The sequence below is a fragment of the Shewanella sp. 4t3-1-2LB genome (assembly GCF_017368415.1).
GTDB classification, from domain to species: Bacteria; Pseudomonadota; Gammaproteobacteria; order Enterobacterales; family Shewanellaceae; genus Shewanella; species Shewanella fodinae.
In genome coordinates this window covers 64,291-90,913 of record NZ_JAFNJD010000007.1, presented here as the reverse complement: position 1 = coordinate 90,913, position 26,623 = coordinate 64,291, and the positions used below count along the sequence as shown (strand labels likewise).

Here is a 26,623-nt window from a genome sequence, read left to right as displayed (position 1 = left end):
TAATGCCTTGGGTGGCAGTGATACAGATGCAATATGGAGATGCATATGAATAAGTCATGGATGATAATTGTGGCAATTATTAGTGTATTTATGACAGCAGCTTGCTCTACGGTGTATTCCATTGCTAACGGCGAAGCCGCACCTTATTCTGGAACCGCTCAGAATATTCAAGCAATTAAGGCTTCTAGTGGTGAACACAGCCGCTGTGGTTTACCGAATTGCAATGGTAACTGGGAATTGTATGGGTATTTAGCAATGGCTGACTTTCTTCCCAGTATGATCATCGATACGTTGTTGTTACCCGTCACACTGACAGCGGACTCTGTGGGGGAAAAACAATCGTCAAAAGACAGTGCTCGGCATTAATCAATTTGTTATGACACAACGGATTTGTCACTCTACAGGCATCCATAAATGATATTTGTGACTGTCAGCTGACAAACAAAGAAGGCGCCTTTAGGCGCCTTCTTTGTTGTTGATAGACGGCAACTATTTGTGTTGCTGCCTATTACTCTGGATCATAATCCAGCACAGGTGCCAGCCATTTTTCCACTTCTGCGATTGTCATGCCCTTGCGCTGGGCGTAATTCGCTACCTGATCGCGATCGATATTGGTGATGCCAAAATAGCGTGACTGCGGATTGGCAAAATACCAGCCGGAGACGGCTGCGGTTGGATACATGGCATAGCTTTCGGTGAGTCGGAGATCAATCCGTTGATCCGGTTGCAGCAACTGCCACAACAAGCCTTTTTCAGTGTGATCAGGGCAAGCGGGATAGCCGGGGGCAGGGCGAATGCCTTTGTATTTTTCGCGGATCAACGCATCGTTATTGAGGTCTTCATCGGCGGCATAGCCCCAAAACTCCTTGCGTACGCGTTCATGTAGACGTTCGGCAAAGGCTTCAGCCAGTCGGTCTGCCAGACATTTCAGCATGATAGCGCTGTAGTCATCGTGGGCCGCTTCAAATTTTGCCAAGTGTTTCTCAATGCCGTGACCTGCGGTGACGGCAAAGGCACCCATATAGTCGGCAACACCGCTGTCTTTGGGGGCAACAAAATCTGCTAGGCAGAAGTTATGATTACCCACACGTTCTAGCTGCATGCGTAAGTGATGGGTGGTCAGCAAAGTTTGTTGACGCGCTTCACTGTCGTACAGTTCGATATCGTCATCGTTGATGGTATTGGCCGGGAATAAGCCAAATACCGCTTTGGCGGTGAGCCATTTTTCATCAATGATTTTATGCAGCATAGCTTTGCCATCGGCATATACCTTACGCGCTTCTTCACCCACTACCATATCGTCCAGAATATCTGGGAAGTGGCCGTGTAGCTCCCAAGCGCGGAAAAATGGTGTCCAGTCGATGCGCTCCACCAGATCTTCCAATGGATAATCCTCAAATACCTGAATGCCCAATTGCTGTGGCTTCACGGGGGGATTGGCTTGCCAGTCGTGCTGCACTTTGTTGTCGCGGGCGGCTTGCAATGGCACCAGCGTTTTGCGTTTGGTCTGTGCCAGACGTTTCTCGCGCATCATGTCGTACTCGGCATAAATACTCGCGATGGTCTGGGCACGGGTCTCGTCATTGATGAGCTTACTGACCATAGGTACGGCGCGAGAAGCATCTGGGATATAAATGGCACCATGTGGATAGTGCGGGGCAATCTTCACCGCCGTGTGAATTTTTGAGGTCGTTGCACCGCCGATAATCGCCGGAATGGTCAGGCCTTCCCGGGCGAAGGTTTTGACGTTATGCACCATCTCGTCAAGACTGGGGGTAATAAGCCCCGACATACCGATGATATCAACCTGCTCTTTACGGGCGGTTTCGATGATCTGCTCTACCGGCACCATGACCCCGAGGTCAATCACCTCATAACCGTTACAGGCCAGTACCACGCCGACAATGTTTTTACCGATGTCGTGCACATCGCCTTTAACGGTGACCATCAAGACTTTACCGTTGCTGGAGCCTTGCACCTTTTCTGCTTCAATGAACGGATTCAGGTAGGCGACAGCCTTTTTCATCACCCGCGCCGATTTCACCACTTGTGGCAGGAACATCTTGCCGGCACCAAACAGGTCGCCAACCACATTCATGCCATCCATCAACGGCCCTTCGATCACATCGAGCGGACGCGTCGCTGCTAGACGTGCTTCCTCGGTGTCTTCATCGATAAATTCAGTGATCCCTTTGACCAGTGCGTGTTCCAGCCGTTTATTGACGGGCCAGTGCCGCCACGCCTGGTCTTCCTGCTTGTTGGCTCCGCTTTGGCCACCACGGAATTTTTCGGCAATATCCAGTAGTTGTTCGGTATTGCTGGAGCCAGCAACCGGACATGGCAGATTCAATACTACTGCTTCGACGCGCTGTTTTAGTTCCGCGTCAATATCGTCGTAAATGGCCAACTGACCGGCGTTGACTATGCCCATGTCCATCCCCGCCTTGATGGCGTGATACAGGAACACGGCATGAATGGCTTCGCGCACCGGGTTGTTGCCGCGGAATGAGAAGGACACGTTAGACACCCCGCCAGACACCATGGCGTGTGGCAAGGTAGCCTTGATATCTTTCACGGCATTGATGAAGTCCACCGCGTAGTTGTCGTGTTCTTCAATGCCGGTGGCGATGGCAAAAATATTCGGGTCGAAAATAATATCTTCTGGCGGAAAGCCGACCTTATCGACCAATATGCGGTAGGCACGAGTACAGATATTGATTTTGCGTGCGTGGGTATCGGCTTGGCCTTGTTCATCGAACGCCATGATGATCGCCGCTGCGCCATAACGTTTTACCAGTTGCGCATGTGCAATGAAGGTGGCCTCGCCCTCTTTTAACGAGATAGAGTTGACGATGCCTTTACCTTGGATGCACTTTAATCCGGCTTCAATCACTTCCCATTTAGAGGAGTCAATCATCACCGGCACTTTGCTGATGTCGGGTTCAGAGGCGATGAGGTTAAGAAATTTCTGCATCATCTCCACGCCGTCCAACATGCCTTCATCCATGTTGACATCGATGATCTGCGCGCCACTTTCTACCTGTTCGCGAGCCACATCGAGCGCGGTTTCAAATTGCCCCTCTTTAATCAACCGCAAAAACTTGGCCGAGCCGGTGACGTTAGTGCGCTCTCCCACGTTAACAAACAGACTGTTGGCATCTATGGTTAGCGGTTCCAGCCCGGCAAGGCGGCAGGCGACGGGTAATTCAGGCAACTGCCGTGGTTGATGCTGACTGACGGCTTCACGGATGGCTTTAATGTGAGCCGGAGTCGTACCGCAGCAACCGCCCACCAGGTTGACTAGCCCTTCTTTGGCCCATTGACCAATCACGTCAGCCATCTGCGCCGGCGTTTCATCATAGCCACCAAATTCGTTTGGCAATCCGGCGTTCGGATGCACCGAAACAAAGGTCTCGCAGATGCGCGCCAGTTCTTCTACGTAGGGCCGCAATTCTTTTGGCCCAAGGGCGCAGTTAAGGCCGAATGACAGCGGTTTGATATGGCGCAGTGAGTTATAGAACGCCTCGGTTGTTTGGCCGGTCAGGGTTCGGCCGGAGGCATCGGTAATGGTACCGGAAATCATCACCGGCAGTCGTATGCCGAGCTTTTCAAACACTTCATCGATAGCAAACAACGCCGCCTTGGCATTGAGGGTGTCGAAGATGGTTTCCACCATCAGTATATCCGCGCCGCCTTTGATAAGCGCTTCTGTGGCTTGTATGTAAGCAGCCACTAACTCATCGAAATGGATATTGCGAAATCCTGGGTCGTTGACATCGGGGCTGATGGAACAGGTACGGTTTGTTGGGCCTAGAACACCGGCGACATAACGCGGAATCCCAGTAGCTGCAGCAACTTCATCGGCGGCCTCTCGTGCCAGTCGGGCCGCGTGTTCGTTAATTTCGCTGACCAACGCCTGCATGTCATAATCCGCCATGGCGACGGTGGTAGCGTTGAAACTGTTGGTTTCAATAATATCGGCACCGGCTTGCAGATATTGGCGGTGAATCGACTTGATGATCTGTGGCTGAGTTAATACCAACAGATCATTATTACCTTTGACATCACAGTGCCAGTCGCGGAAACGCTCGCCACGATAATCGGCTTCTTCCAACTTGAAGCTCTGGATCATGGTGCCCATCGCACCGTCGATAATCAAAATTCGTTGCGCCAGCGCATCATGAATTTGTCGGGCTGCAACGGTGGAAGAAGTGTTAATCATTCGAAGCCTTAATTACCTATTACTAAAATAAAAATTAACAAATACAAACTTTTAAAATTGAGTTATGATCCAGATCACATTACTGTGATTATGACAGTAAACGAGCATCATAGTATGGCTGCGGAATAACTACAGGGCTGTTTTGGATGTTTATACGTATAGACGTCCATAATAAGGATTACAACGTTCTGCGGCAAGGTGAAAATGTTGCCCTTTAGCCCGGGTAGTTAAATCGAAGGAACCATCATGTCCTGCTACAGAAAATTGACAGTATATTTGATGCGCCACGGCAACTGCGCCGATGGCGAGATTCTAAGAGGCCGTACCGATTCGCCACTGAGCGAACAGGGACAAGAGCAGATGTGGAACGCTTGGCGTGAGCTGTGTAATCATCTGCCTGAAGGCAAATTGCTGTTATTAAGTTCACCATTACAGCGTTGCAGCCTATTTGCCGACAGTCTTGCCAGCGAAATGCCGGAGTTTTTTGAACGTCCGCTACAGACCGCTAACTGGTTGCAGGAACTGAATTTTGGTGAGTGGGACGGTAAATCTATGGTCGCGCTGCAGGCCGACTATCCTAAAGCCACTGCGGCTTATGCCCTTGACCCCCTTAATCATACGCCGCCTCATGGCGAAACCGTGAATGAACTGTACCAGCGGGTTAACCGTGGTTGGCAAGATTTGGTAGAAGAACTGCTGAGTAGCCAGCAGGACAATGCCTTGTTGATCACTCATGGCGGGGTAATACGCACCCTTATTAGCGAAGTGCTTAATCCGGGACAGGCGCCATTGAGCGGTGTGTTCAGCAGCCTAGAGTTGCCTTATGGTTCATTGCTGAAAATTGTGGTGGATGCCCATGAAGTTGATGGCGAATGGCAATGTCTACCAAAACTGCACTGGCAATTATAAACATCACCAGTGGTCTGCCGCGCTAATTACTGGCGGCAGACTACCATATCCTGTTAGCCTATTGAGCCTGAGATGATGAAGTTGCTGGAGACGGCCTATGAAGCCGGCACTGAAGGCTGATAATATTTGCTGGTCGGTAGCCGAAAAATCGATTCTGTCTGGTGTCAGCTTTAGTTTAACCAAAGGAAAAGTGCTGGGCCTGATAGGCCCTAACGGCGCCGGTAAATCCAGTTTGCTGCGATGTTTGTACCGCTACATCCGGCCTGATACCGGTCATATCCAGTTGTTTGGTGAAGACATCAACCGTATGCCGCCGCAAGTTTTTGCTCGTCAGGTTGCAGTTGTATTGCAGGATACTCCACCTCAGTCAGAGCTAAGTTTACGACAATTGGTAGCAACCGGTCTGACCCCTTATAAAAGACTTTTCGAGCGCGATTCAGCAGAGGATAATAATGCTGTTGCCGCAGCATTAACTCAGGTGGGTCTGAGCTCGCTGGCGGATGAAGTATTTCGGCACCTCTCTGGCGGAGAAAAACAGCGGGCGCTGATCGCCAGAGCTATTGTGCAGAAACCTGCATTGCTATTGCTCGATGAGCCAACAAATCATCTGGATATCCGTTATCAGATCCAGATCCTTGAACTGGTGAGAAGTCTTGGTGTGAGTGTTATCGCCTCAATCCATGACCTCAATTTGGCGGCAGCGATGTGCGATAACTTGCTGTTATTGCATCAGGGACAAGTGGTGGCAGTGGGGGATGCAGCAGAAGTGCTGACAGAACAGCGGCTGAGTGATGTCTTTGGTGTTTGTAGCCGGATCAGTCAGCATCCGCAGACGGGTAAACCGTTGATCCAGTATTTTTATGGTTATTCGCCGTTAGTGGTGGATAAAGTTGAAATTGATGCAGCTCGACGTGATAGCGGAGCGATTTATGTCGCTAAGTGAAAGCCCACCATTACGCGTGGATAGGCGATTACAGAGCTGCTGGTTAGTGGTGTTGTTAGGGCTGTTGGTGACGCCACTAGCCGCGACCGCTTTTGGTGCTGCCGATAATATCGGGGTACTGGAAGTCGCCCGGGTATTGGGCCACAAAATAGCAGGCATGGGGCAAGTGTCTGCTATCGACCAACGGATTGTGTGGGAGTTGCGATTCCCGCGTGTGTTGCTGGCGTTTGTTGCTGGCTGTGGTCTAGCGCTATGTGGCTATGTGCTGCAAAGTGTGACCCGGAATCCTTTGGCTGACCCATATCTGTTTGGCATCAGTGCCGGTGCGTCTTTCGGTGGCGTATTGGCAATGACGCTACTCGGTGGCACTTGGCTGGCGTGGGTATCGTTACCATTAGGGGCATTTGCCGGTGCCTGTTTGTCAGTATTGTTGGTACTGATAATGGCAGGGAGCCAGGCAGAACGTCAGGTAGAACGCTTGTTATTATCCGGCGTGGCGGTGTCTTTTATGTTCGGTGCCTTTACCAGCCTATTATTGTATTTTTCCACGCCACAGGCGACCGCATCATTGTTGTTCTGGACCTTGGGCAGTTTTGCTCGAGCCGACTGGAACACACTGTGGATGCCGGTGGTGGTGGTTTTGGTGGCACTGGTACTGATAGTCGGTTACCGACGACAAATCCTAGCAATGCTGAGCGGCGATGAGACCGCGCACACCTTGGGGGTTAGGGTGATGCAGATGCGACTGGGAATGTTGTTATTGTGTTCACTGATTACTGCAACACTGGTGGCACAGTGCGGTGGTATAGGTTTTGTGGGGCTGATGGTGCCCCATCTGCTGCGTTTGCTGTTGCCGGGAAGGCATCCAATGATGCTAACGGCACTGGCAGGCGGGTTATTTATGGTGTGGGTAGATGTGGTAGCGCGCAGCCTGTTACCCACCCAGGAACTACCGGTCGGCATTATTACGTCGGCAATCGGCAGTGTATTTTTTTTGGCTGTTCTGCATCAGCGCAGACAGTATTAACCTAGATTAAGGTCAAGCTATTATGTATTCGGTAACTCCCGTCAATCACGCATTTGATGATGCCATCAAATCGCGGATCCACCATAAAACCAAGTTACGTGGTTCGCTCGGCAAGCTGGAAGAAGTCGCCCTGAAGCTGGCACGTATCCAGTTTAAATCTCCTGAAGATAAACTTGCCATCAAGAAGCCGGTGATGCTGGTCTTTGCCGCTGATCATGGCGTAGCCGATTTCGGCGTATCAGTGGGTGACAGTGAACTCACTTCCGAAATGATTGAGAACTTTGTCAAAGGTGGTGCGGCAATTAACGTATTTTGCCGCCAGAATGGCCTGGAACTGGAAGTGATTGACTGTGGTACCCGTCATCAGTTGGCACTACCCCAGGTCGTTAATCAGCGTCTAGGTGATGCCACTAAACCAATACATCAAGAAGAAGCCATGTCTATTGAAACCGTCTTTGAAGGTTTCCGGATGGCGAAAGAACTGGTGAAGCGCCATATCTATAACGGCAGCAATATGTTGGCAGTTGGGGAAATCGGCATTGGTAACACTACCTCAGCTTCTGCAGTCATGGCCGCGCTCACCGGTATTCCGGTCGCAGAATGTACTGGCCGCGGCTCAGGTATTGATGAAGAAGCGCTAAAACGCAAGCGTATGATAGTGGAGCGTGCTTTGCAGCTACACTATGCCAATCTGACAGATCCTGTGCGGGTTTTGGCTTGCCTCGGTGGCTACGAAATTGTGCAGATGACTGGTGCCATGTTGGCCGCTGCGGAGTTTGGCGTGCCTGTCGTGGTCGACGGATTTACCTCATCGGTAGCGGCATTGGCGGCGGTAAAATTGGCTCCAGGTGTCCGTGAATATCTGATTTTTGCACATCAGTCGGCGGTCTATGGCCATAAGCAATTGCTGGCACGGCTAGATGCACATCCTATGCTGCATCTGAATTTACGTCTGGGTGAAGGCTCCGGTGCTGCGCTGGCGATGCCACTGCTGCACTCTGCGGTGAACTTCTACAATGAAATGGCGGCTGTAGATGGTGTTGATGCCAGTAACAGCAACGGAACGGGAGCAAATTAATGGGTAAATGGGCTTTCTGGCTGGAGCAGCTACGGCTGTTTGTCATTGCCGTTGGCTTTTTTACCCGTATTCCGTTATTGCGACGCACCAGTCCTGACAACGATACCATCAATCGCGCCAGCCGTTATTATGGGTTGGTCGGAACCTTGGTGGGCGGTTTGTCAGCACTGGTGTTGTGGCTGTTGTCGCTCTACCTGCCATTGTCGGTTGCAATAGTGTTGTCGATGATCACCAGCGTCTGGCTGACCGGTGGTTTTGACGAGCACGGGCTGGCCGTCACCGCAGACAGTTTTGGTGCTGGCGATTCTGCCGGACAGAAACTGCAAATGATGAAAGAACGGCGGCTTGGCAGTTATGGCGTGTTAGCGTTGGTGTTGGTATTGCTGCTCAAGTTTGAGCTGCTAATGGAATTGGCGTTATATGATCCGACACTGACGGCATTGGCGCTGGTACTGGGCCACACGCTCAGTCGAGTCACTGCCGCCAGCCTTATTTTTGGTGAAACCTGCGTCCATGAAGAGGGGCTGAACCGCCATCCGGTGCAACGCCAAAGCATTAATGAACTGAGTTTTCTGCTGGTTACCGGGTTAATTGTGATGCTGTTGTTTTCCCGCGGGCAGCTCATTCCGCTAGTGGTGGGGCTGCTACTGTTGCGTTTTATTCTGGCGCGTTGGTTCCGCCATCAAATTGATGGGTATACCGGTGATACGCTCGGTGCCGGACAGCAACTGGCCGAAGTATTGGTTTACATAATTGTGTTAGCTGGCTGGAATGCTGCGACCCGTAGTTAATTTGTTTTCCAGGATAATATTGTGACGGACAATCATGATGACAATGCCCGCCACCAAGCGCGGCAGCAAAAATTGAAGCAAGCGGTCGATGCACGAGTCGCTGCTGCTACCGATGAAAAGGGGATCTTGCTGGTGCTGACCGGCAATGGTAAGGGCAAGTCCACATCAGGTTTTGGTACGGTGGCGCGGGCGGTTGGCCACGGTAAAAATGCCGCAGTAGTGCAGTTTATTAAAGGTAACTGGGCATGTGGCGAGCGTAAGTTACTGGAAAATGCCGGTGTACGCTTTGAAGTGATGGCAACTGGATTTACCTGGGATACCCAAAATCGTGCCAGTGACACTCTAGCGGCAGAAAAGGCGTGGGCGGTAGCCGAACAGTGGTTACAAGACCCCGCAATTGATGTATTGCTGTTAGATGAACTGACCTACATGCTGAGCTTCCACTATCTGGATCTGCAACGGGTGTTGCTGGCGCTGAAAAATCGCCCGCCGTTGCAACATGTGATCGTCACCGGCCGTAATTGCCATCGGCAGTTACTGGAGCTGGCTGATACGATCAGTGAAATCCAGAATGTCAGACATGCCTTTGATCATGGTGTTAAGGCGCAGGCGGGGTTTGACTACTGAAAGTTGCACTACGGCTACCGAGTATTCCACGAGCTGTTATGCCTTACCTCTCAAGCGGTCAGCGAATTGCTGCAGATAATTGAATACTCAGGAACACATCGTCCTGTTCCCAGCGAGATTCATACTCATCGTCAGCGGTGGTGGTTGGCGTTGAATAACGCTCGAATGCGTTTTTTTAAAGGATGGCAATGCCATCCTTTGTGACTCACTCAGGCAAGCGCTTTATTAAGTGCTGTTAGAAATACCTCAGAAGTAACGGTCACATCCGGTGCAAAACGCGCCAGCACTGTGCCATCTTTGCCAACAAGAAATTTCTCGAAATTCCATAAAATATCCTCATCGTGTTTTGGTGCCTGGCCCAGTTCGATAAGTTTGGCTTTGAGTTTGCCATCTGCGGCAGCTATCGCCTCAGGCTGTGACAGAACTAATGCTTTGTACAAGGGATGGCGGTGCTCACCATTGACGTCAATTTTGGCGAACATTGGGAAAGTCACGCCGTAATTCATACTGCAGAATTGTTGGATTTCCGCTTCATCGCCAGGTTCCTGACCTAGAAATTGATTGCAGGGAAAACCGAGGATTTCTAATCCATCAGCAGCTTTTGCTTTGTAGAGCGCTTCCAGGTGTTCGTACTGACCGGTCAAGCCGCACTTAGAGGCAGTGTTGACAATCAGCAGTACTTTGCCGTGAAAGTCAGCTAGCAGTTGATTGTCTCCAGTAATGGTTTTGACTTGGATGTCATAAATACTCATGATACTTCCCTTTGTTGATATTTGATCAAGATCACACTGCCTCAGTTGATTGTCATCTGCAAGTCCGGATTGCCATTGTCTGTTGCAACAATCATCAACCGTTGCTTTCAGGCCGTCAGAGATGCTCAATGCTATCTTCGCAGATGCTTATAAACAGGGTAGTCTTGAGCCTTACTGCAATACGTTGCGGATGTTAGTCACCGGAGGACAAATTGCCTGTTAATGGTTTAACTTGGCTGGTAGTACTGCAATTATTAGGCGCCTTGTTGCAGCAATGGTTGTTGCCAACTTTGCCCGGCCCAATCATTGGGTTGCTGTTACTGTTTATCTGGCTGCTATTTTATGGGCGCTTGCCTAAGTCGTTAGAAGCCGCTGCGTCACCGTTATTGCAGTATCTACCGTTGCTGCTGGTGGTGCCCTGCGTTGGGCTGATGAATAACTTAGACACACTGCAGTCTCAATGGCTGGTGATTGCCGGGTCACTCTTTGGCGCTATGCTGATCACCATCCCTCTCAGTGGTTGGTTGATGCAGTGGTTAATTCGCCGTCAGCAGCAAAAAAGAGGTCATCATGATTGAGTCGTTGCTGGCGAGTCTGCAAGCATTAAAATCTACGCCAGAATTTGCGGTCGGCTTGACGTTGGTCGCCTTTCAAGTGGCACTATTGTTTTATCGCAAAAGCAAAATTGTGCTGTTACAGCCAGTCATTGTGGCGGTCACTATGGTGATTACGGTGTTGCTATTGTTGGATGTTCCCTATAGCGACTATCAGGTCGCGGCAGAGCCGGTGGCATTTCTCATCGGTCCAGCAACGATAGCATTGGCGGTGCCGTTATACAGCCAACTGCGGCGTATCCGCCAGTTGTTTGGCCCGATCTTGATAACCTTGCTCTGTGGCGGCAGTCTGACGGTCATCCTCAGTGTGCTGTTTTGCTGGCTGCTAGGCGGGTCTGAGATGTTGCAGATGAGTTTGGCACCGCGCTCGGTCACTATGCCGATAGCCATTCTGGTATCAGACAGTCTCGGTGGCAGCATGTCATTGACTGCGGCATTTGTGATGATTACCGGTGTTTTTGGTGCCGCTTTGGCGCCCTGGTTGTTGAAACTTGCACGGGTGACAGAACCTGCTGCAAGAGGTCTGAGTTATGGTATTAATGCCCATGCCATAGGAACCGTCAGAGCATTGGAGGAAAGCGAAGAATGTGGTGCGTTTTCCGCGCTGGGAATGAGCTTGTTTGGTGTGTCGTTGGCGCTATTGCTGCCTTTGCTGCTGTAGTTGTTCACAAAGGCAGCGCCCCAATTATCTATTACACATGAAAGTGCTGCATCTGCTGGCTGAGTCGTTGTGACGATTCATAGACTTCACTACTGGCGGTCGAGGTGTTACGGGCATTAGCCAGCACGTTATGGGAATGCTCGCTGATATTTTCCATATTGCGGTTGATGTGGTCAATAACGGTACTTTGTTGTTCGGTTGCGGCGGCAATCTGGATAGAAATCCCTAACATGTCGTCTAACAATACCACGACCTGATCTAGGGCATTGCCTGCCGCTGATGCTTTATCAGCGGTGCTGTTAACCCGTTCGGAACTGAGGTTTATCACCTCCACGGCATGTTTCACACCCTGGTTCAGCCGGTCGATCATCCCCTGAATATTCTGGGTAGATTCTTGGGTTTTCATCGCTAGTGCCCGGACTTCATCCGCAACCACGGCAAAGCCTCGACCAGAATCTCCGGCGCGAGCGGCTTCAATAGCGGCGTTTAGCGCCAACAGGTTGGTCTGATCTGCAATGCCACCAATGACATCCAGTACCGAAATAATATTTTTGCTTTCCTGCTCGAGTTGTTTGATGGTGCTAATGGCATTGTTCATGTCTTCGACCAAACTGGAGACCTGTTCGATGGTGCCGGAGATCTGCCGGTGCGAATGTTCCATCTCCTGCTGGGCGTTATGGGCTTTATCTGAAGACTGTTGGGTTTGATGAGTGATTTCTTTTACGGCGCTATTCATCTGCGACACGGCACTGACTGCATCTTCGATATGACGAAACTGTTCCGTAGCACTGCTACCGGTGGACGATGAGGCATCAACCAGGGCCGTCGTATGCGCATGGATACGGCCAGTTTCTTCATTTACCTGGCGGATTAACTGTTGCAGATAGTGAATAAAGCCGTTGATGGCACTGGTCAATTTGCCTAATTCATTATCTCCCATTGAGGGTAAACGTAAAGTCAGGTCGCCACCGGACTGGCTCAGTTGGGTCATTTTAGTGGTGACGCCATTAATGGTGTTGCTGATGGTTTTAGGAATGATCAGCGTAAACAGTACGCCAAAGATAATTGCCAGACAGGCAACCCCGAGAACGGTGTATAACTGTCGCGCTTCTTGCTGCAATGTGGTTTCGGAGATCCGCTGGCGCTGCTCGGTCAACTCCTCCTCAAATTTGTCGTAAAAGCTGCGCAGAGTACTGAATAACTGCTCGTGTGGGCCAACCAATAGCTGGTATGCCTGATCGTAATTCTGTTGCTCCACGGCTTGCATTATCTGCTCGGTGATAGCTTTCCATTCGCTATAAGCCCGCTCAAAGTCGGCATCCCGTTCTGGATAGAGTTTCACGCCTTCAATGGACGCCTTGGCTCGCGACTGCAGCATGCGGTCATAAGCTTGTTGCCGGTTTTCCACTATGGCATCACGACTCTTTTTAATAATGGCGTTATCGAGCTTTTGCTGGGCTTGGGCGTTGTAATCACGTAATGCCACCTCTGCCTGATACAGGTCGCGATCAGCATTGAGCACCAACTCAGAAGCTGGCGCTAAATGGTCTGTCAGCATGCGGATTTTAAGCACTAATTGTGTGCTGTTATACCAACCAATGACCGCCAGCAGCAGTATCAGCAAGGTCAGCAACATAATTGGCGTTGCTATCTGTATCCGAATAGGTAAGTGTTTGAAAAATTTCATTATGAGATTCCCCGTTCAAAAGCACCTGTATCTGCTGCTTTTAAGCATAGACCAGAAATCTGACTTTCAAATGGCGCGGACGCCGGGCGGACGGTGGACACCTAAAACGGACACTTTATATAAATTAAAACAATATAAAACAATATGTTAAATGTTGGCCCGAGATTTGTTTAATCACTGTCAGACAACTTTCGGGGAACGATATGATCAGAGATACCGCCGGCCAGGATGTGATACTGCAGCCGAAGTCAAAATCCCGCTACGGCATGTACGCCGCCGTTGCACTGCTCGTGGTAGTGCTGATAGTGATGTTGGTACAACGTTGGCAGAGAGCTGCCGCCACCGATATGACCGTGCCTAGGGCTTCGGTGCAGATCGCTACAGTATCTACTGGCGATGTTCTGCGGGATCTCAGTGTGCAGGGCAAAGTCGTCGCCGCGAACAGTCCGACGCTTTATAGCACAGCACAAGGGATTGTGACCTATGAAGTGAAGGCTGGGGACCGAGTAAAGAGCGGCCAGCTGTTGGCACAGCTCGACAGCCCCCAGACCACGTCACAGCTTAAACAGCAGCAGGCAACACTGGCGCAGTTGCAAGGGGAATTGGAGCAGCACCGTATTAAAGCGCAGCGGGATTTGCTGGAAAAACAGCAGGCTCAGGATTTAGCGCAGGTGGATCTTAACGCTGCCAAACGCGAGTTACAGCGCAACGCTGATGCCCGGCAGGATAAGGTGATCAGCGATCGCGACTACCAGCGCAGCAAAGATGAACTGGCCCGTGCAGAGGTGGTGTTCAAGCAATCAGAAGCCTCACTGGAATTGGCGCGGCAATCCATCCGTTATGAAGAGGAAACGCTAGCGCAGCAGATCAAAGCACAGCAACTGCTGGTGGCAGAGTGGCAGCGGCAAGCCGATAACCTGCAAGTGTTGTCGCCGGTGGATGGCATGGTGGGGAGTCTCGCCGAAGCGCAGAAAGCTGCCGTACCCGCATATCAGCCATTGCTGACAGTGGTAGATTTATCCGGCTATGAAGTCGAGGTGATGGTGCCCGAAAGCTATGCCAACGAGCTGGCGCTGAGTATGCCGGTAGAGATCGCCTCCGATGGTCGCCAGTATCCGGGGCAAATCGCTGCAATCAGTCCAGAAATTACCAACGGGCAGGTGGTGGCAAGGTTACGTTTCTCGGCAGAAACCCCCGCCCAGATCCGCCAGAACCAACGACTGTCAGGACGGATCCTGCTGGAGAATCGTCTGCAGGTGGTTCGTGTTGAGCGCGGTAGTTTTGTCGACTCAGATAACGGCCGCAGTGTGTTTGTGGTCGAGGGTAATCAGGCCAGACGAGTGCCGCTGACGCTGGGTGCCAGTGGTTTCAAATATGTTGAAATTACCAGCGGCGTTAAACCCGGACAGCAGGTGATAGTGTCTGATACCAGTCGTTTTAAAACGGCCGATAGCTTACTGCTAACTGATTGAGTTTTTAAGGAGACTTCCCGACGTTGGCACAAGGAGTGTGCCGTATTTTTTACGCTGCGGCGCAATATGCCGCTAACTGAATTTTTGACGACCTGAAACAACAGGGAGAACATAGCTATGCTGCAGATGGACAACATCAGCAAGGTTTATCGTACTGAAACTGTCGCCACTCATGCCTTACGGGATTTTAATCTGCATGTGCAGTCAGGCGAGTTTGTCTCGGTGACCGGCCCCTCTGGTGCGGGCAAGACCACTTTTCTGAACATTGCCGGACTGCTAGAGCAGTTTGATAGCGGCCGCTATATGCTGGATGGCATCAGTGTCAGCGGTTTGTCTGACAGCGCTCGTTCCAAACTCAGAAATGAAAAAATAGGATTTATATTTCAAGGATTTAATCTTATTCCTGACCTAAATATCTATGACAATGTGGATGTACCGTTACGTTACCGCGGTTTTGGTCGCAAGGAGCGGCAACGGCGTATTGATAAGGCATTGGAACAGGTGGGGCTAGCCGCCCGTCAAAAGCACCTGCCATCACAGCTCAGTGGTGGTCAGCAGCAACGTGCCGCCATTGCCAGAGCCTTAGCGGGAGAGCCAGCTTTCCTGCTGGCGGATGAACCGACCGGTAACCTCGACTCTATTATGGCAAGGCAGGTGATGGAACTGTTGGAACAGATTAACAGCCAAGGAACCACCATCATCATGGTAACCCATGACCCGGATCTGGCGCATCGCGCCCAGCGTAACATCCAGATAGTGGATGGTGAGGTCGCGGATTTTCATGGCTTCAACGCGACTGCGGCAGCGGTATAAGGAGGCATCATGCTGAGTTATTACCTGCAATTGGCATGGCTATCGGTGCGGCGCACCCCGGTGATGTCATTGCTGATGATCCTGACATTGGCGGTAGGGGTAGCGGTCTCCATGACCATGCTGACACTGCAACATGTGATGTCCACTAACGGTCTAGCCGCCAAGAACGATACCCTATACGCCTTGCAGATTGATAATGCCTCTGCGGGGGATGGCGGCACCAGCAGCGGTAACAAATTGACTAACGGTCTACCCTACCTGTTGTCTTATCGTACCGTGACCACACTGTTACGTTCTGACATCCCGTTGCATCAGGTGGCAATGCATCGTTGGGCGGCAGCGTTGTCACTGGAGAACAATCAGGTACGGCCTAGTAAAGAACTGGTGCGAGTTACCAGTCGCGATTTTTTTGCATTGTTCGGCGTGCCATTTATCTATGGACAGGTGTGGGACAAAAGTGCCGATAACGACGCCCGTTATCAGGTGGTGATTGACCGGACCATGAATCAGCGCTTGTTTAATGGTGAAAATTCAGTTGGCCGCAGTTTGCAACTGGATGGTCGCCCTTACCAAGTCGTAGGTGTGGTTGAAGATTTCAATCCACTGCCCTCGGTGCAGGATCTGACGCAGGGTGCTTTTGGGGGTAATGCCAGTATCTATCTGCCCTTTGGCTTACATCGGGCGTTACAAATGATGCCCTATGGAAGTATGACCTATTCGTCCAGTCACCCTCGACCCCAGCCGCAAGAGCCTTTGACACCGGAGCAGCAGTACGAGCAGATCCTGCAAGAACGTTATTTCTGGATGCAGTATTGGGTGGAATTACCGGATGCCGACACTAAGAATGCATTTGTCAGTTATCTACGTAACTACTTTGACGAGCAGCGGAAAACGGATTTTTTTGAACGCGACTTCAAATATGCACTTTCGACACCATCGCAATGGCTGGCACTTAATCAAGTGGTCAGCAACGATACCCGAGTGATGACTTGGCTGGCATTGGTATTTCTGGCGGTGTGTATTATCAACACCATAGCGTTGCTGTTAGCCAAATTACTGAAGCAGGCTCCAGAAACCGGCATTCGCCGCGCATTGGGGGCCAGTCGCAGCGCCATTTTCATTCAAAATCTGGTGGAAAGCGGTGTGATAGGTGTGCTCGGTGGGTTGCTGGGTATTGCGCTCAGCCAGCTGGGATTGGGATTGGTCAGAACCTTGGTCAGTCGTGATGAAGCCGCTGTGGTATACAGCGATGGTTTGACGCTGCTGTTGACCATCGCGCTGGCGCTGCTGGCAAGTATTATCGCCGGTTGTTACCCCGCTTGGCGCGTTAGCCGAACTTCCCCAGCCTACTATCTGAAGAATCAATAGGAGAGCACCATGTTTGAATTTGGCCCCATAGTGCGTACCCTGTGGCGCAACAAGACCGGTGCGATACTGATTATTATTCAGACCGCACTGACACTGGGCATTGTCGCCAATGCTGCGTTTGTGGTCGATCAGCGGCGACAGATTATTGAGCGTCCGACCGGTATCGATGATCAACACCTGTTTTCACTGCAGTTGGCACCCCTGGATGAAACCAGCTTCAGCTATCAAGATGTGCAGCGGGATTTGCATGAGATCCGGCGGCTACCTGGCGTGATTGATGCGTCATTCAGTAACACCTCACCGCTGTCTAACTCTGGCAGTTCTAGCGATATGACTAATGAGGAAGATCCTCAGAAACCGATGGCAGCCATGGTCGATCTGTATTCGACTGACAGTCATGGTCTCAATACGTTAGGGTTAACGTTGCTTTCAGGCCGTTTTCTGGAGGAGCAGGAGGTGACTGCCAGCTCATCGTTTGAAGATGGATCTAATAGCATCAAGGCGGTAGTGTTGAGCCGTTCGCTGGCAGACAAACTCTATGGCAAAGATGTGGATCCTACCGGTAAACTGCTGAACGGATTGCCAGTAGTGGGGGTGGTGGCTTCGGCCATGGTGTCATATGTTGCTCCAGGATACACTGATGGTGTGGCCTTTATTCCGCGTTTTGCCACAAATTATCCGCCCAACTATGTGATTCGTTGTCAGCCGCAGCAGTGTGAACAACTGATGGTTAAGGTGCCTGAATTACTTGAAAAACTCGATCCTAACCGGATGGTGCGCAATGTCCGCACTATGGCGGATAACAAACACAACTCCTATCGTCGTGACCGCTCAATGGTGGTGATGATGACTGCCACCATCATTCTGGTCTCAGCGGTGACCGGATTAGGAATTGTTGGACTGACTTTACTGTGGGTCAATCAGCGCCGAAAACAGATAGGAATTCGTCGCGCACTTGGCGCTACACAGCTGGCCATCATCCGTTATTTTCTGCTGGAAAATGTGGTTATTACCGGTATTGGTATTGTGGTTGGCGTGATTATATCATTGGCGATTAATCAACTGATGGTGCAGCATTACAGCATGACCGCCCTGCCAGTATCCTATTTGCTAAGTGGCATGGTGGCCGTATGGCTGCTGGGACTTTTGGCAGCATTGATGCCAGCCTGGCGCACCATACGGATTTCACCAGCGTTGGCGACCCGTAATATCTGATACAAGTGGCGTATATGGATACCATTCTGATCATTGATGATAATCCCGCAGTGTGCGATGCCCTGTCCTTGCTGTTGGCAGTGCATGGTTTCAATGCTGAGACCGCTGCTACGCCAGCTGCTGGTTTGCAGCGGTTGGCACAGCAAGATATTGCCTTGGTGATCCAGGATATGAACTTCAGTCGCGACCAGAGCAGTGGTGAGGAAGGTCGGCAGCTGTTTTATGCGATTCGGGAGCGGCATCCCGACCTGCCGTTAATTCTGCTAACTGCTTGGACGGAGCTGGAAATGGCGGTGGAACTGGTGAAAGCTGGTGCCGCCGATTATCTGGGTAAACCTTGGGATGACGCCAAGCTGCTGGCGACTGTGACCAATCTGTTGGAATTGTCGGAGCTATCGCGGCAGCAACGCCAGCAGCAACAAGCGCTGGCAGAGCGGCGGCAACAGTTGGCAAAGCGTTTTGACCTCAGTGGTCTTATCTACCAGTCAGATGCTATGCAGCGACTGGTGGAAACTGCACTACAGGTGGCGCGGGCCGACGTTCCAATACTGATCACCGGGGCCAACGGTGCAGGCAAAGAGAAAATCGCTGAACTCATCCAGCGTAATTCTGCGGTAAAAAGTGGGCCGTTTATCCGTGTCAATGCTGGCGCATTGCCCAATGAGCTGATGGAAGCTGAGCTGTTTGGGGCTGAACCTGGCGCTTTTACTGGCCTTAACAAAACCCGTATTGGCCGTTTTGAGGCAGCGGATGGTGGTACTTTGTTTTTGGATGAGATTGGCAATCTGCCGCTGTCCGGGCAGATGAAGCTGCTACGGGTGCTACAGACCGGTGAATTTGAACGCCTTGGTTCATCCCAAACCCGTCGCTGTCGGGTACGACTGATCTCAGCCACTAACAGCGACCTGCCGCAAGCTATCAGAAATGGTGAATTTCGCGAAGATCTGTATTACCGGTTGAATGTGATTGAACTGAAACTGCCTCCGTTACATGAGCGACCAGATGATATTCTGCCATTGGCCCGGCATTTTTTGCAGGGACGGGCATTGACTACTGAGGCGGCGCGGGCGCTGGAAGCTTATAGTTGGCCCGGCAATGTCCGCGAGTTGCAAAACACGCTGATCCGCGCTGATTTGCTGTCTCAGGGGGTGCAGATTACCTTAGCGGATCTCGGATTACCGGCGGCAACCGGGGTGACACCGCGCCCAGTTTTTGAGCCGGATGTCACTCAGATCCGCGAAATGCTGGCCAACACCAGTTCCCTTGCGGAAGCGGCGCGGCAGTTAGGCTTATCACGACAGGCGTTGTATCGGCGCATGGAAAAATATGGGATCCCTTCAGCTTGAGTATCGAAGGCAAACTAACATCAGTGCTGATACTGGCATTGCTGCTGATGGCAGCGGTGACAGACTTACTGTTAACCTGGCAATGGCCGCTGCTGCTGTCGTTGATTACGGGCGGATTAGCGGCAATGCTGCTGGCGTTGTTGTTAGGACGTCGCATTACTCAACGTATTAATCGCGGATTACAGGCGCTAACCACCGGGCTGCTGAATTTTCAGGATAACGATTTCTCGGTGTCGCTGACGCTGGACGGTCGCGATGAATGGTGCGAACTGGCGACACTGTTCAATACCGCCACCTCACGGTTACGTGAGCAACGGGCACACATCTACCAACGGGAATTGCTACTGGATTCGGTGCTACAGAACACCAGTTTGGCGATTGTGTTAACTGATGATACTCGGCGGGTGCTGTATGGCAACTTGGCCGCACGGCATCTGCTAGCACATGGTTTACCACTTGAAGGTAAGCGTTTGCCGGAACTGGTAGATGATCAGGATGAAATTACCAGTCTGTTGCAACAAGCAAAAACCGGCGTGTTTTCTATCAATCGGGAGCAGCAACAGCAAATTTGGCATCTGAATTGTGCAGTCATGCGTATGAACGGTGTGCAGCATCATCTGTATCAGTTCAAGCCTTTGACCCAGGAACTCACGCGGGCCGAGATCCAAACCTGGAAAAAAGTGATCCGGGTCATCAGCCATGAACTGAATAATTCGCTGGCCCCCATCAGTTCGATGGCCCATTCCGGCCAGCGGTTGTTGCAGACTCAGGCAGATACCAAAGTGTTGAGGCGGATATTCGACACCATCAGTGAGCGCAGTGCGCATCTCAACACTTTTTTGCAAGAATACGCCGATTTTGCGCGGTTGCCGTTACCGCAATGCAGTCATTTCCATTGGTCGGAGTTACTCAATACGCTGCAAAGTCTGCAACCTTTCGCCATCGTCGAACCACTACCGGATGCGCTGGGCTGGGGCGATGCTAGACAGCTCGGACAGGTATTGCTCAATTTGTTAAAAAATGCTGCGGAGGCCAGTTCTGCCGCCAAAGATATACAGTTGGAGTTGCGTATTACGCCTCACAGACAGTGGCTCACCGTCAGCGACCGCGGTGAAGGCATGGCCCCTGAGGCGCTGAGTCAAGCGCTGTTGCCGTTTTACTCCACCAAAGCCGGAGGCACCGGGTTGGGGCTGGCGTTGTGTCGGGAAATCATCGAAAACCACGGTGGACAACTGGCAATAAGCAATCGCGAAGATGGCGGCTTGCAGGTGCGTTTCTGGTTACCTTGTTGCGCCGACGATAATGCAGGAAGCTGACAAACAATCGATTGGAATGCTCATCGTAATTTACTCATCTATTCCAATTCGTTGCTCGTTAAGCCAACTTGAGTGCCTGCGATACCTGTCGCCAGCCGATATATTTGAAATTTTACGATGCAGCCGGCAGGCGATTATCACTACCTTGGGCATCATCAGCCCATGTGGAGCGCGACCGTCTACATCCAACGCTTCCATCTCAGGCTCGCCGTCAACTCAGCCACGGTACATCGTTGGCTGATTTCTAACGCATTGTGGTTTGCATGCTACCCTTTGATGGGTCTTCTTAACGCTAATGATGTCATTTTGCAGCAATTGCATGGCGAAGTACGACCAATGAAATATTGTTACATTTCGATGTATTCGATTTTTCAGTCAACATATTGAATATAATTAATATTTATGGTTTTCCCCGAGCTGTTAGACGCTGCGTCAGCGTACTCCTTTAGTGATTGTTGAGCCTTTGAGAAAATTGTCACCTTAGCCTTGTGGTGAATATACATTTGTTCTAATTGGCACTATATAAGTAAGCAGACATCCACGTTGATGATGATCTGTAGTGTGATGATTGCCACAGTAGGAATTTCTAACTAATTCATACTTAAAATAATTTATTACTGTGGGTTGCATCTATCTGTACAGGTTTTAACCACTGCCAAAGGGATATTGTTATGACACTATTGCACCGTTTATTGGATAACATGACCGTTTCTCGCAAACTCGGGTTGGGTTTCAGTCTGGTTTTGTTGCTGACATTTTCGGTGGCCTGGGTTGGCCACAGCGGTGTAGGAATGATGATTGATCGCAGTCAAAAAGTGGCGGTGGCGTCGGAACTGAAAAATATCCTCTATCAGTTAAAAATTATCCGTCAGGATTTTCTGCAAACGGGTAATCAACAGCAACTGCAGAAGTTCGATGAACTGATAGCTCAGACCCATAAATCACTGCAGCATGAAGCGACAACATACGCAAATGACATAGATCAGCAGCATATCCAAGATGCCCAGACTGCACTAACCAAATATGAAAAAGGTTTCAACCAAGTAAAACAGTTGCAGACGGATAAGTCCGTGTTGCGTAAGTCTTGGGTGGCAATAGGTAATGGTGTCATCAATAGTTTCTCTCAGTTAGATCAGCAACTTGGGCAGCAAGCAGATAACTGGCAGTCATCGTTGGCGGTTGCCCGCATCAATCAGCAGATTGCGCTGATGCGTTATTATGTACGGGGTTACATCTTCGAACCAAGCCAGAAAAACCTAGATGGCGCCAAACAGCAGATCGCTGATATCCGGCGTCAGGGCAAAGCGTTAACTGTCCCAGCGGCAGAACAGAATCTGCTCAGCAGTGCATTATCAGGGCTTGATGAGTATGAAGCCAAGCTTGATGGTCTGGTCGATATTGATAAACGTATTGCTGACACCAAGACGACTCTGGAGCAGGACGCTTCGGAACTATTGTCCAGTGTCACCAGTTTAGTGGAATCCCAATCGGCAAAACGTTTGTCTGATGGGGAGCGGGCAGAACTACTGGTGCTGGTGGTCGCAGTGCTGGCATTAATATTGGGCATTGCTTGTTCGCTGCTTATCACCAAGCAGATTATCTCACCTTTGCATTTGACGGTAAGTGCTGCCCGACGGATTGCCGGCGGCGATTTGACACAAAGTATCCACAGCGAGCGTAAAGATGAACTAGGGACGTTGCTGCGAGCGATGGGTGAGATGAACGACACCCTTAAGGACATGATGAGTCAGATTGACGGCAGTGTGGTACAACTTGCCAGCTCCGCCGAGCAGTTGTCAGCAGTGTCTGAACAAAATAGTGTAGGCATGCAGAGTCAGCGCAGTGAAACCGATCAGGTTGCTGCCGCTATCAACGAGATGACCGCCTCGGTACAGGAAGTCGCCGGTAACGCCGAGCAGGCGGCACAAGCGGCAATTGAAGCCGACAATGTCACTGCGACCGGTAATAAAATGGTATCAGAAGCAGTGCAGCATATTGAACGGCTATCCGCTGAAATTGCGAGCACTGCAGAGGCGATGGCCCAGTTGAAAACCGAAAGTGATAGCATTGGTTCAGTACTCGATGTCATTAAATCCGTGGCGGAACAGACTAACCTGCTGGCGCTGAATGCGGCCATTGAAGCCGCCAGAGCGGGTGAAGCTGGTCGCGGATTTGCAGTGGTGGCCGATGAAGTCAGGAGCTTGGCCAGCCGTACCCAGGCGTCTACTGAAGAGATTGAAAAACTGATCTCCAATCTACAACACGGTACCCAGAGTTCGGTACAGAAGATGGAACGCAGCCGAGAGCTAAGTGAAGAAGCGGTAAGTCTATCCCGTAAATCCGGGAGCATGTTGGATGATATAGCGAGCGCCGTGGCAAAAATTCAGGATATGAACCATCAGATCGCTGCCGCTGCGGAAGAACAAAGTGCTGTAGCAGAGGATATCAATAAGAGTGTGGTGCGGGTGCGGGACATTGCTGAGCAGACTGCTCAGGCAACAGAAGAAACTGCACAAGCTACCGAAGGTGTGGCGGCACTCGGATTGCAACTGAAAGGGCTTCTCGGCCATTTCAAACTGTAAATTGGTTACGGTGACAGGCTGCTGGACACCATCAACGGTTTAGCGCCTGCCGCAGTTGATCTTTTGTCAGCATCACTATATTTTCCCCGTGCTTGTTTCAGGAATACTTGGGTTTGCGTCGAACACTGATGGGGAGTTGCTATGAGATGGTTATGCCTGCTGCTGATAATGTTTTCAGCCTCAGCACTGGCGGATGTGGCAACACCTGCAGATGTAGCAAAACGTATCGTCGCATTATCCCCTCATACCGTGGAATTGCTTTATGCCATCGGTGCCGGCGAGGAGATCATTGCGACTACCGATTTTGCCAATTATCCTGACGCGGCCAAACAGATCCCGCGTATCGGCGGCAATTACGGCGTACAGTTGGATAAGTTGCTGGCGTTGTCACCAGATCTGGTAGTGGTATGGGGCGACGGCAATCAGGCGCAGGACATTGCTAGGATCCGCCAACTGGGATTGCCGCTGTATATCAGCGCGCCACACACCCTGCAAGATGTGACAAAAGACTTGCTGCAACTGGGTAAGCTTACTGGACATGAGGCAAAAGCGGCACAAGTTGCTGCAACGTACCAGCGGCAACTGCAAGCCATCCAGCAGCACAATGCCAGCAAAACTCCAGTAAAAGTGTTTTATCAGCTGTGGTCCAATCCATTAATGACGGTGGCCAACGGCAGTTGGATGCAGCAGTTGTTGCAAGTCTGTCGCGGTGACAATGTGTTTGCTGATGCGGCGACGGCCTATCCGCAAGTGAGTCTCGAAGCGGTGCTGATGCGGCAGCCTCAGGTGATTATCAAAACGGCTGAAACCGGTAATCCACAATCATTGAATTGGCAACAGTGGCCAGAAATCCCCGCCGTAAAAAACCAGCAAATTTACACCATTGATGCCGATTTATTGCAACGACCAACCCCACGCTTAGTACAGGGATTAACACAGTTGTGCCAAGTGCTGGACCGAGCTCGTAGTAACCACCACAGTGTATTGTCAGGGCAACCCGCCCAATAGCGAGATTTTTGGTTTCTGGCGATATAGCGTGTCAGCTCTTATTGTTTTTAGCCGTATGCCTTAACCGTTTTTAACTTGGTTAAGCCGCTATGGCTTGAAGACTCAGCACGCCACTTCAGTCACGAAATTCATGTAATCAACATAGTAGATCACAAATAAGTCATATGTATTACATTACTAATTAATTTAGTTAACTCCCTCAAAGTATTACGATAATACTTGATGCTAAAGTCGGCAAATATATCAAATTCGCTAAAAGAGGATAGTTGAATGGGGGCTTTGGCAAATCGTTTTGAAGATCTGTCAGTAAGCAACAAACTGCGTTTGGGCTTTGGGCTAATACTCATGTTGCTGCTGCTTGTTGCCTTCATCGGTTATCGTGCCAATGCGGATATGAGCGATGGCTACCAGAAGGTTGGTGATATCAGCACTCTGGATATGAAGCTGTTGCAAGCAAAAATATTGCGAATGGAATATCTGACCTCGGGAGACAGCAAGGCGCTTGCGGCGTTAAATAGCGTGTGCGATGAGGCTAAAGCTATTCTCGATACCCAAGCGGAGATACTGGCAGATCAACAGAATCAACAGCAACTAGATGACGCTAAACAGGTTCTGGCTAAATACATTGATTCCATTAACCAGCTACAGCAAGTCTTTGAACGCAAAAAAAACATGATGGTAACCGGGGCGCAAGTGGGGGCCAACTTGGTCAGTACTTATGCTGAGTTAGTAAACGAGCTGAGCCAAAGCAGTCCGGCGCAGGCGCTGCAAATCAGCCAGCAGATGACGATGTTGCGATACTACATTCGCGGTTATGTTTATGCACCGTCTGAGCAAACACTGAGCACGGCAAAAAACGCGATGGCGGAATTGAACCAGCAGGTAGACGCCGTTCGCGGCATAGATACTCGTGCCGCAGTCGATGTATTGGGGCGATATCGGCAGGATCTCGATACGCTGGTCACACTCAATAACGATATTCAGCACGCCCGCACTAACTTGGCTGATACCGGAGATGCCTTAAAAGTGCTGATCCGTGGGCTGGTTGCGCATCAGTTACAATTGAGTGCAACTAACAAGAGCAATAGCAAAATATTGCTGATATCGATTGTTAGCATCGCCTTGTTACTGGGACTATTCATTGCTAGATGGATAGGTGTGCAGATCATCAAGCCACTACAGGCAACTGTTACTATTGCAAAGACGATTGCGGCAGGTGATCTGTCGAAGAATATTGCATCAGCGCGACGTGACGAGTTAGGTGAACTGTTGCGGGCAATTGGTGACATGAACCAGACATTGAGAAATGTACTGGGTCAGATCGATACCTCTGTAAGCCAGCTGACCGAGTCGGCGGCACGTCTGTCCGCTGCAACCGAGCAGAACAGTGTCAGTATGCAGGAACAGCGCAGCCAAACAGAGCAAGTTGCCGCAGCCGTTAATCAGATGACGTCTTCAGTGCAAGAAGTTGCTGATAATGCTGCTAAAGCAGAGCAAGCTGTCACCGTGGCACATAACAAAACCAGTGAGGGTAACTCCTTGGTGGACCATGCAATCCAGCAGATTGAACGGTTGGCGACGGGATTAGCTAACACCTCCGAGGCAATGAACAAATTACAGGCAGATAGTGAACAGATAGATGCCGTGCTGGACGTGATAAAATCGGTTTCTGAGCAGACTAATTTACTGGCGTTGAACGCTGCAATTGAAGCGGCGAGAGCGGGTGAAGCTGGGCGTGGATTTGCAGTTGTAGCCGATGAAGTCCGTAGCTTGGCAAGTCGCACACAAAGTTCGGCTATTGAAATTGAAAATTTAATCAACAACTTACAAAGCGGTAGTGAGCAATCAGTAAAAATGATGCAACAAAGTACAGCGCAATGTACTGACGCTGTCTCGCTGTCACGTTCGGCTGGTGAGATGTTGGCGCAGATCACTGACGCCGTGTCGACTATTCGAGATATGAACCATCAAATCGCGGCGGCTTCCGAAGAGCAATCAGCGGTTGCCGAGGAGATTAACCGCAATGTTATCTCTATGCGGGATATCACTGAACAATCAGCGGAGACCTCAAATGAGATTGCTAGTTCTAGCGGGAATCTGGCTGAATTAGGTCAAGAACTGCATCAGATGGTCAGACATTTCAGCCTGTAAATTATCCTAGGCGTCTATTGCGAAACCCTCTACGGGAGTTC

At 50.6% G+C, this 26,623-nt stretch carries 21 protein-coding genes; 18 read left to right on the top strand and 3 right to left on the bottom strand.

Annotated features, from left to right (window positions below; genetic code table 11):
* The first annotated feature begins 45 nt into the window (after positions 1 to 45).
* Positions 46 to 366 (top strand): YceK/YidQ family lipoprotein, encoded by a 321-nt coding sequence (locus tag J3L11_RS04650; protein ID WP_207570279.1) that lies wholly within the window; start codon positions 46 to 48, stop codon positions 364 to 366.
* Between the two features lie 142 nt (positions 367 to 508).
* Here J3L11_RS04650 and metH read toward each other — a convergent pair whose 3' ends face one another.
* Complete coding sequence (gene metH / locus J3L11_RS04645; protein ID WP_207570278.1) at positions 509 to 4,222, bottom strand: methionine synthase; 3,714 nt, start codon at positions 4,220 to 4,222, stop codon at positions 509 to 511.
* Positions 4,223 to 4,468: 246 nt separating this feature from the next.
* On the opposite strand from metH, the gene J3L11_RS04640 reads away from it, so the two are divergent.
* The 6 genes from J3L11_RS04640 (at position 4,469) to cobO (ending at position 9,597) form a co-directional block, all read left to right on the top strand.
* On the top strand, positions 4,469 to 5,131 hold the full coding sequence (locus J3L11_RS04640; protein ID WP_207570277.1) for a histidine phosphatase family protein: 663 nt from the start codon (positions 4,469 to 4,471) through the stop codon (positions 5,129 to 5,131).
* Between the two features lie 97 nt (positions 5,132 to 5,228).
* Positions 5,229 to 6,074, top strand: a complete 846-nt coding sequence (locus J3L11_RS04635) for an ABC transporter ATP-binding protein (RefSeq protein WP_207570276.1) — start codon at positions 5,229 to 5,231, stop codon at positions 6,072 to 6,074.
* Entirely contained in the window at positions 6,061 to 7,101 is a 1,041-nt protein-coding gene (locus J3L11_RS04630) for an iron ABC transporter permease (RefSeq protein WP_133037910.1), read from the top strand. The genes J3L11_RS04635 and J3L11_RS04630 overlap by 14 nt, the downstream gene beginning before the upstream one ends.
* A 22-nt stretch (positions 7,102 to 7,123) precedes the next feature.
* Positions 7,124 to 8,179, top strand: a complete 1,056-nt coding sequence (gene cobT, locus J3L11_RS04625) for a nicotinate-nucleotide--dimethylbenzimidazole phosphoribosyltransferase (RefSeq protein ID WP_133037909.1) — start codon at positions 7,124 to 7,126, stop codon at positions 8,177 to 8,179.
* Positions 8,179 to 8,970, top strand: coding sequence for an adenosylcobinamide-GDP ribazoletransferase (locus J3L11_RS04620; RefSeq protein WP_189618010.1), 792 nt, complete (start codon positions 8,179 to 8,181; stop codon positions 8,968 to 8,970). The genes cobT and J3L11_RS04620 overlap by 1 nt, the downstream gene beginning before the upstream one ends.
* 21 nt (positions 8,971 to 8,991) lie before the next feature.
* Positions 8,992 to 9,597, top strand: coding sequence for a cob(I)yrinic acid a,c-diamide adenosyltransferase (gene cobO, locus J3L11_RS04615; protein WP_347566496.1), 606 nt, complete (start codon positions 8,992 to 8,994; stop codon positions 9,595 to 9,597).
* A gap of 209 nt (positions 9,598 to 9,806) precedes the next feature.
* Here cobO and J3L11_RS04610 read toward each other — a convergent pair whose 3' ends face one another.
* Positions 9,807 to 10,349 carry a glutathione peroxidase gene (locus tag J3L11_RS04610; protein ID WP_189618011.1) on the bottom strand — a complete coding sequence of 181 codons (543 nt, stop codon included), beginning with the start codon at positions 10,347 to 10,349 and terminating at the stop codon, positions 9,807 to 9,809.
* 212 nt (positions 10,350 to 10,561) lie between these two features.
* On the opposite strand from J3L11_RS04610, the gene J3L11_RS04605 reads away from it, so the two are divergent.
* The gene (locus tag J3L11_RS04605; RefSeq protein ID WP_207570275.1) at positions 10,562 to 10,927 is read left to right on the top strand and encodes a CidA/LrgA family protein; all 366 of its coding nucleotides are present in this window, start codon (positions 10,562 to 10,564) and stop codon (positions 10,925 to 10,927) included.
* A complete protein-coding gene (locus tag J3L11_RS04600) occupies positions 10,920 to 11,624 on the top strand; it encodes an LrgB family protein (RefSeq protein ID WP_189618014.1) in 705 nt (234 codons plus the stop codon). Before J3L11_RS04605 ends, J3L11_RS04600 begins: the two co-directional genes overlap by 8 nt.
* A gap of 31 nt (positions 11,625 to 11,655) precedes the next feature.
* Here the strand turns inward: J3L11_RS04600 and J3L11_RS04595 are convergent, their stop codons facing one another.
* A complete protein-coding gene (locus J3L11_RS04595) occupies positions 11,656 to 13,311 on the bottom strand; it encodes a methyl-accepting chemotaxis protein (RefSeq protein ID WP_207570274.1) in 1,656 nt (551 codons plus the stop codon).
* A 203-nt stretch (positions 13,312 to 13,514) separates the two neighbouring features.
* Here J3L11_RS04595 and J3L11_RS04590 point away from each other — a divergent pair, with 203 nt between their 5' ends.
* The 9 genes from J3L11_RS04590 to J3L11_RS04550 all read left to right on the top strand — a co-directional run bounded on the left by J3L11_RS04590 (position 13,515) and on the right by J3L11_RS04550 (position 26,582).
* On the top strand, positions 13,515 to 14,783 hold the full coding sequence (locus tag J3L11_RS04590; protein ID WP_207570273.1) for an HlyD family efflux transporter periplasmic adaptor subunit: 1,269 nt from the start codon (positions 13,515 to 13,517) through the stop codon (positions 14,781 to 14,783).
* Positions 14,784 to 14,900: 117 nt separating this feature from the next.
* Positions 14,901 to 15,596 (top strand): ABC transporter ATP-binding protein, encoded by a 696-nt coding sequence (locus J3L11_RS04585; RefSeq protein ID WP_207570272.1) that lies wholly within the window; start codon positions 14,901 to 14,903, stop codon positions 15,594 to 15,596.
* A gap of 9 nt (positions 15,597 to 15,605) precedes the next feature.
* Entirely contained in the window at positions 15,606 to 16,964 is a 1,359-nt protein-coding gene (locus tag J3L11_RS04580) for an ABC transporter permease (protein WP_189618018.1), read from the top strand.
* A gap of 9 nt (positions 16,965 to 16,973) precedes the next feature.
* Positions 16,974 to 18,179, top strand: a complete 1,206-nt coding sequence (locus J3L11_RS04575; RefSeq protein ID WP_207570271.1) for an FtsX-like permease family protein — start codon at positions 16,974 to 16,976, stop codon at positions 18,177 to 18,179.
* A 14-nt stretch (positions 18,180 to 18,193) separates the two neighbouring features.
* Positions 18,194 to 19,525, top strand: coding sequence for a sigma-54 dependent transcriptional regulator (locus J3L11_RS04570; RefSeq protein WP_207570270.1), 1,332 nt, complete (start codon positions 18,194 to 18,196; stop codon positions 19,523 to 19,525).
* A complete protein-coding gene (locus J3L11_RS04565; RefSeq protein WP_207570269.1) occupies positions 19,522 to 20,841 on the top strand; it encodes an ATP-binding protein in 1,320 nt (439 codons plus the stop codon). The genes J3L11_RS04570 and J3L11_RS04565 overlap by 4 nt, the downstream gene beginning before the upstream one ends.
* Positions 20,842 to 21,512: 671 nt before the next feature.
* Positions 21,513 to 23,423: a methyl-accepting chemotaxis protein gene (locus J3L11_RS04560; RefSeq protein ID WP_207570268.1), complete on the top strand. Its 1,911-nt coding sequence runs from the start codon at positions 21,513 to 21,515 to the stop codon at positions 23,421 to 23,423.
* A 141-nt stretch (positions 23,424 to 23,564) separates the two neighbouring features.
* Positions 23,565 to 24,431, top strand: coding sequence for a cobalamin-binding protein (locus J3L11_RS04555; RefSeq protein ID WP_133037895.1), 867 nt, complete (start codon positions 23,565 to 23,567; stop codon positions 24,429 to 24,431).
* A 270-nt stretch (positions 24,432 to 24,701) separates the two neighbouring features.
* On the top strand, positions 24,702 to 26,582 hold the full coding sequence (locus J3L11_RS04550) for a methyl-accepting chemotaxis protein (protein ID WP_133037894.1): 1,881 nt from the start codon (positions 24,702 to 24,704) through the stop codon (positions 26,580 to 26,582).
* Positions 26,583 to 26,623 lie beyond the last annotated feature (41 nt).

What these genes read in the sequence shown, in the direction of transcription:
- J3L11_RS04585 (WP_207570272.1), top strand. Translation starts at nt 14,901, where the DNA reads ATGCTGCAGATGGACAACATCAGCAAGGTTTATCGTACTGAAACTGTC.
- J3L11_RS04580 (WP_189618018.1), top strand. Translation starts at nt 15,606, where the DNA reads ATGCTGAGTTATTACCTGCAATTGGCATGGCTATCGGTGCGGCGCACC.
- J3L11_RS04650 (WP_207570279.1), top strand. Translation starts at nt 46, where the DNA reads ATGAATAAGTCATGGATGATAATTGTGGCAATTATTAGTGTATTTATG.
- J3L11_RS04610 (WP_189618011.1), bottom strand. Translation starts at nt 10,349, where the DNA reads ATGAGTATTTATGACATCCAAGTCAAAACCATTACTGGAGACAATCAA.
- J3L11_RS04555 (WP_133037895.1), top strand. Translation starts at nt 23,565, where the DNA reads ATGAGATGGTTATGCCTGCTGCTGATAATGTTTTCAGCCTCAGCACTG.
- J3L11_RS04630 (WP_133037910.1), top strand. Translation starts at nt 6,061, where the DNA reads ATGTCGCTAAGTGAAAGCCCACCATTACGCGTGGATAGGCGATTACAG.
- J3L11_RS04600 (WP_189618014.1), top strand. Translation starts at nt 10,920, where the DNA reads ATGATTGAGTCGTTGCTGGCGAGTCTGCAAGCATTAAAATCTACGCCA.
- J3L11_RS04635 (WP_207570276.1), top strand. Translation starts at nt 5,229, where the DNA reads ATGAAGCCGGCACTGAAGGCTGATAATATTTGCTGGTCGGTAGCCGAA.
- cobT (WP_133037909.1), top strand. Translation starts at nt 7,124, where the DNA reads ATGTATTCGGTAACTCCCGTCAATCACGCATTTGATGATGCCATCAAA.
- J3L11_RS04575 (WP_207570271.1), top strand. Translation starts at nt 16,974, where the DNA reads ATGTTTGAATTTGGCCCCATAGTGCGTACCCTGTGGCGCAACAAGACC.
- J3L11_RS04640 (WP_207570277.1), top strand. Translation starts at nt 4,469, where the DNA reads ATGTCCTGCTACAGAAAATTGACAGTATATTTGATGCGCCACGGCAAC.
- J3L11_RS04595 (WP_207570274.1), bottom strand. Translation starts at nt 13,311, where the DNA reads ATGAAATTTTTCAAACACTTACCTATTCGGATACAGATAGCAACGCCA.
- J3L11_RS04620 (WP_189618010.1), top strand. Translation starts at nt 8,179, where the DNA reads ATGGGTAAATGGGCTTTCTGGCTGGAGCAGCTACGGCTGTTTGTCATT.
- J3L11_RS04560 (WP_207570268.1), top strand. Translation starts at nt 21,513, where the DNA reads ATGACACTATTGCACCGTTTATTGGATAACATGACCGTTTCTCGCAAA.
- metH (WP_207570278.1), bottom strand. Translation starts at nt 4,222, where the DNA reads ATGATTAACACTTCTTCCACCGTTGCAGCCCGACAAATTCATGATGCG.
- J3L11_RS04590 (WP_207570273.1), top strand. Translation starts at nt 13,515, where the DNA reads ATGATCAGAGATACCGCCGGCCAGGATGTGATACTGCAGCCGAAGTCA.
- J3L11_RS04570 (WP_207570270.1), top strand. Translation starts at nt 18,194, where the DNA reads ATGGATACCATTCTGATCATTGATGATAATCCCGCAGTGTGCGATGCC.
- J3L11_RS04550 (WP_133037894.1), top strand. Translation starts at nt 24,702, where the DNA reads ATGGGGGCTTTGGCAAATCGTTTTGAAGATCTGTCAGTAAGCAACAAA.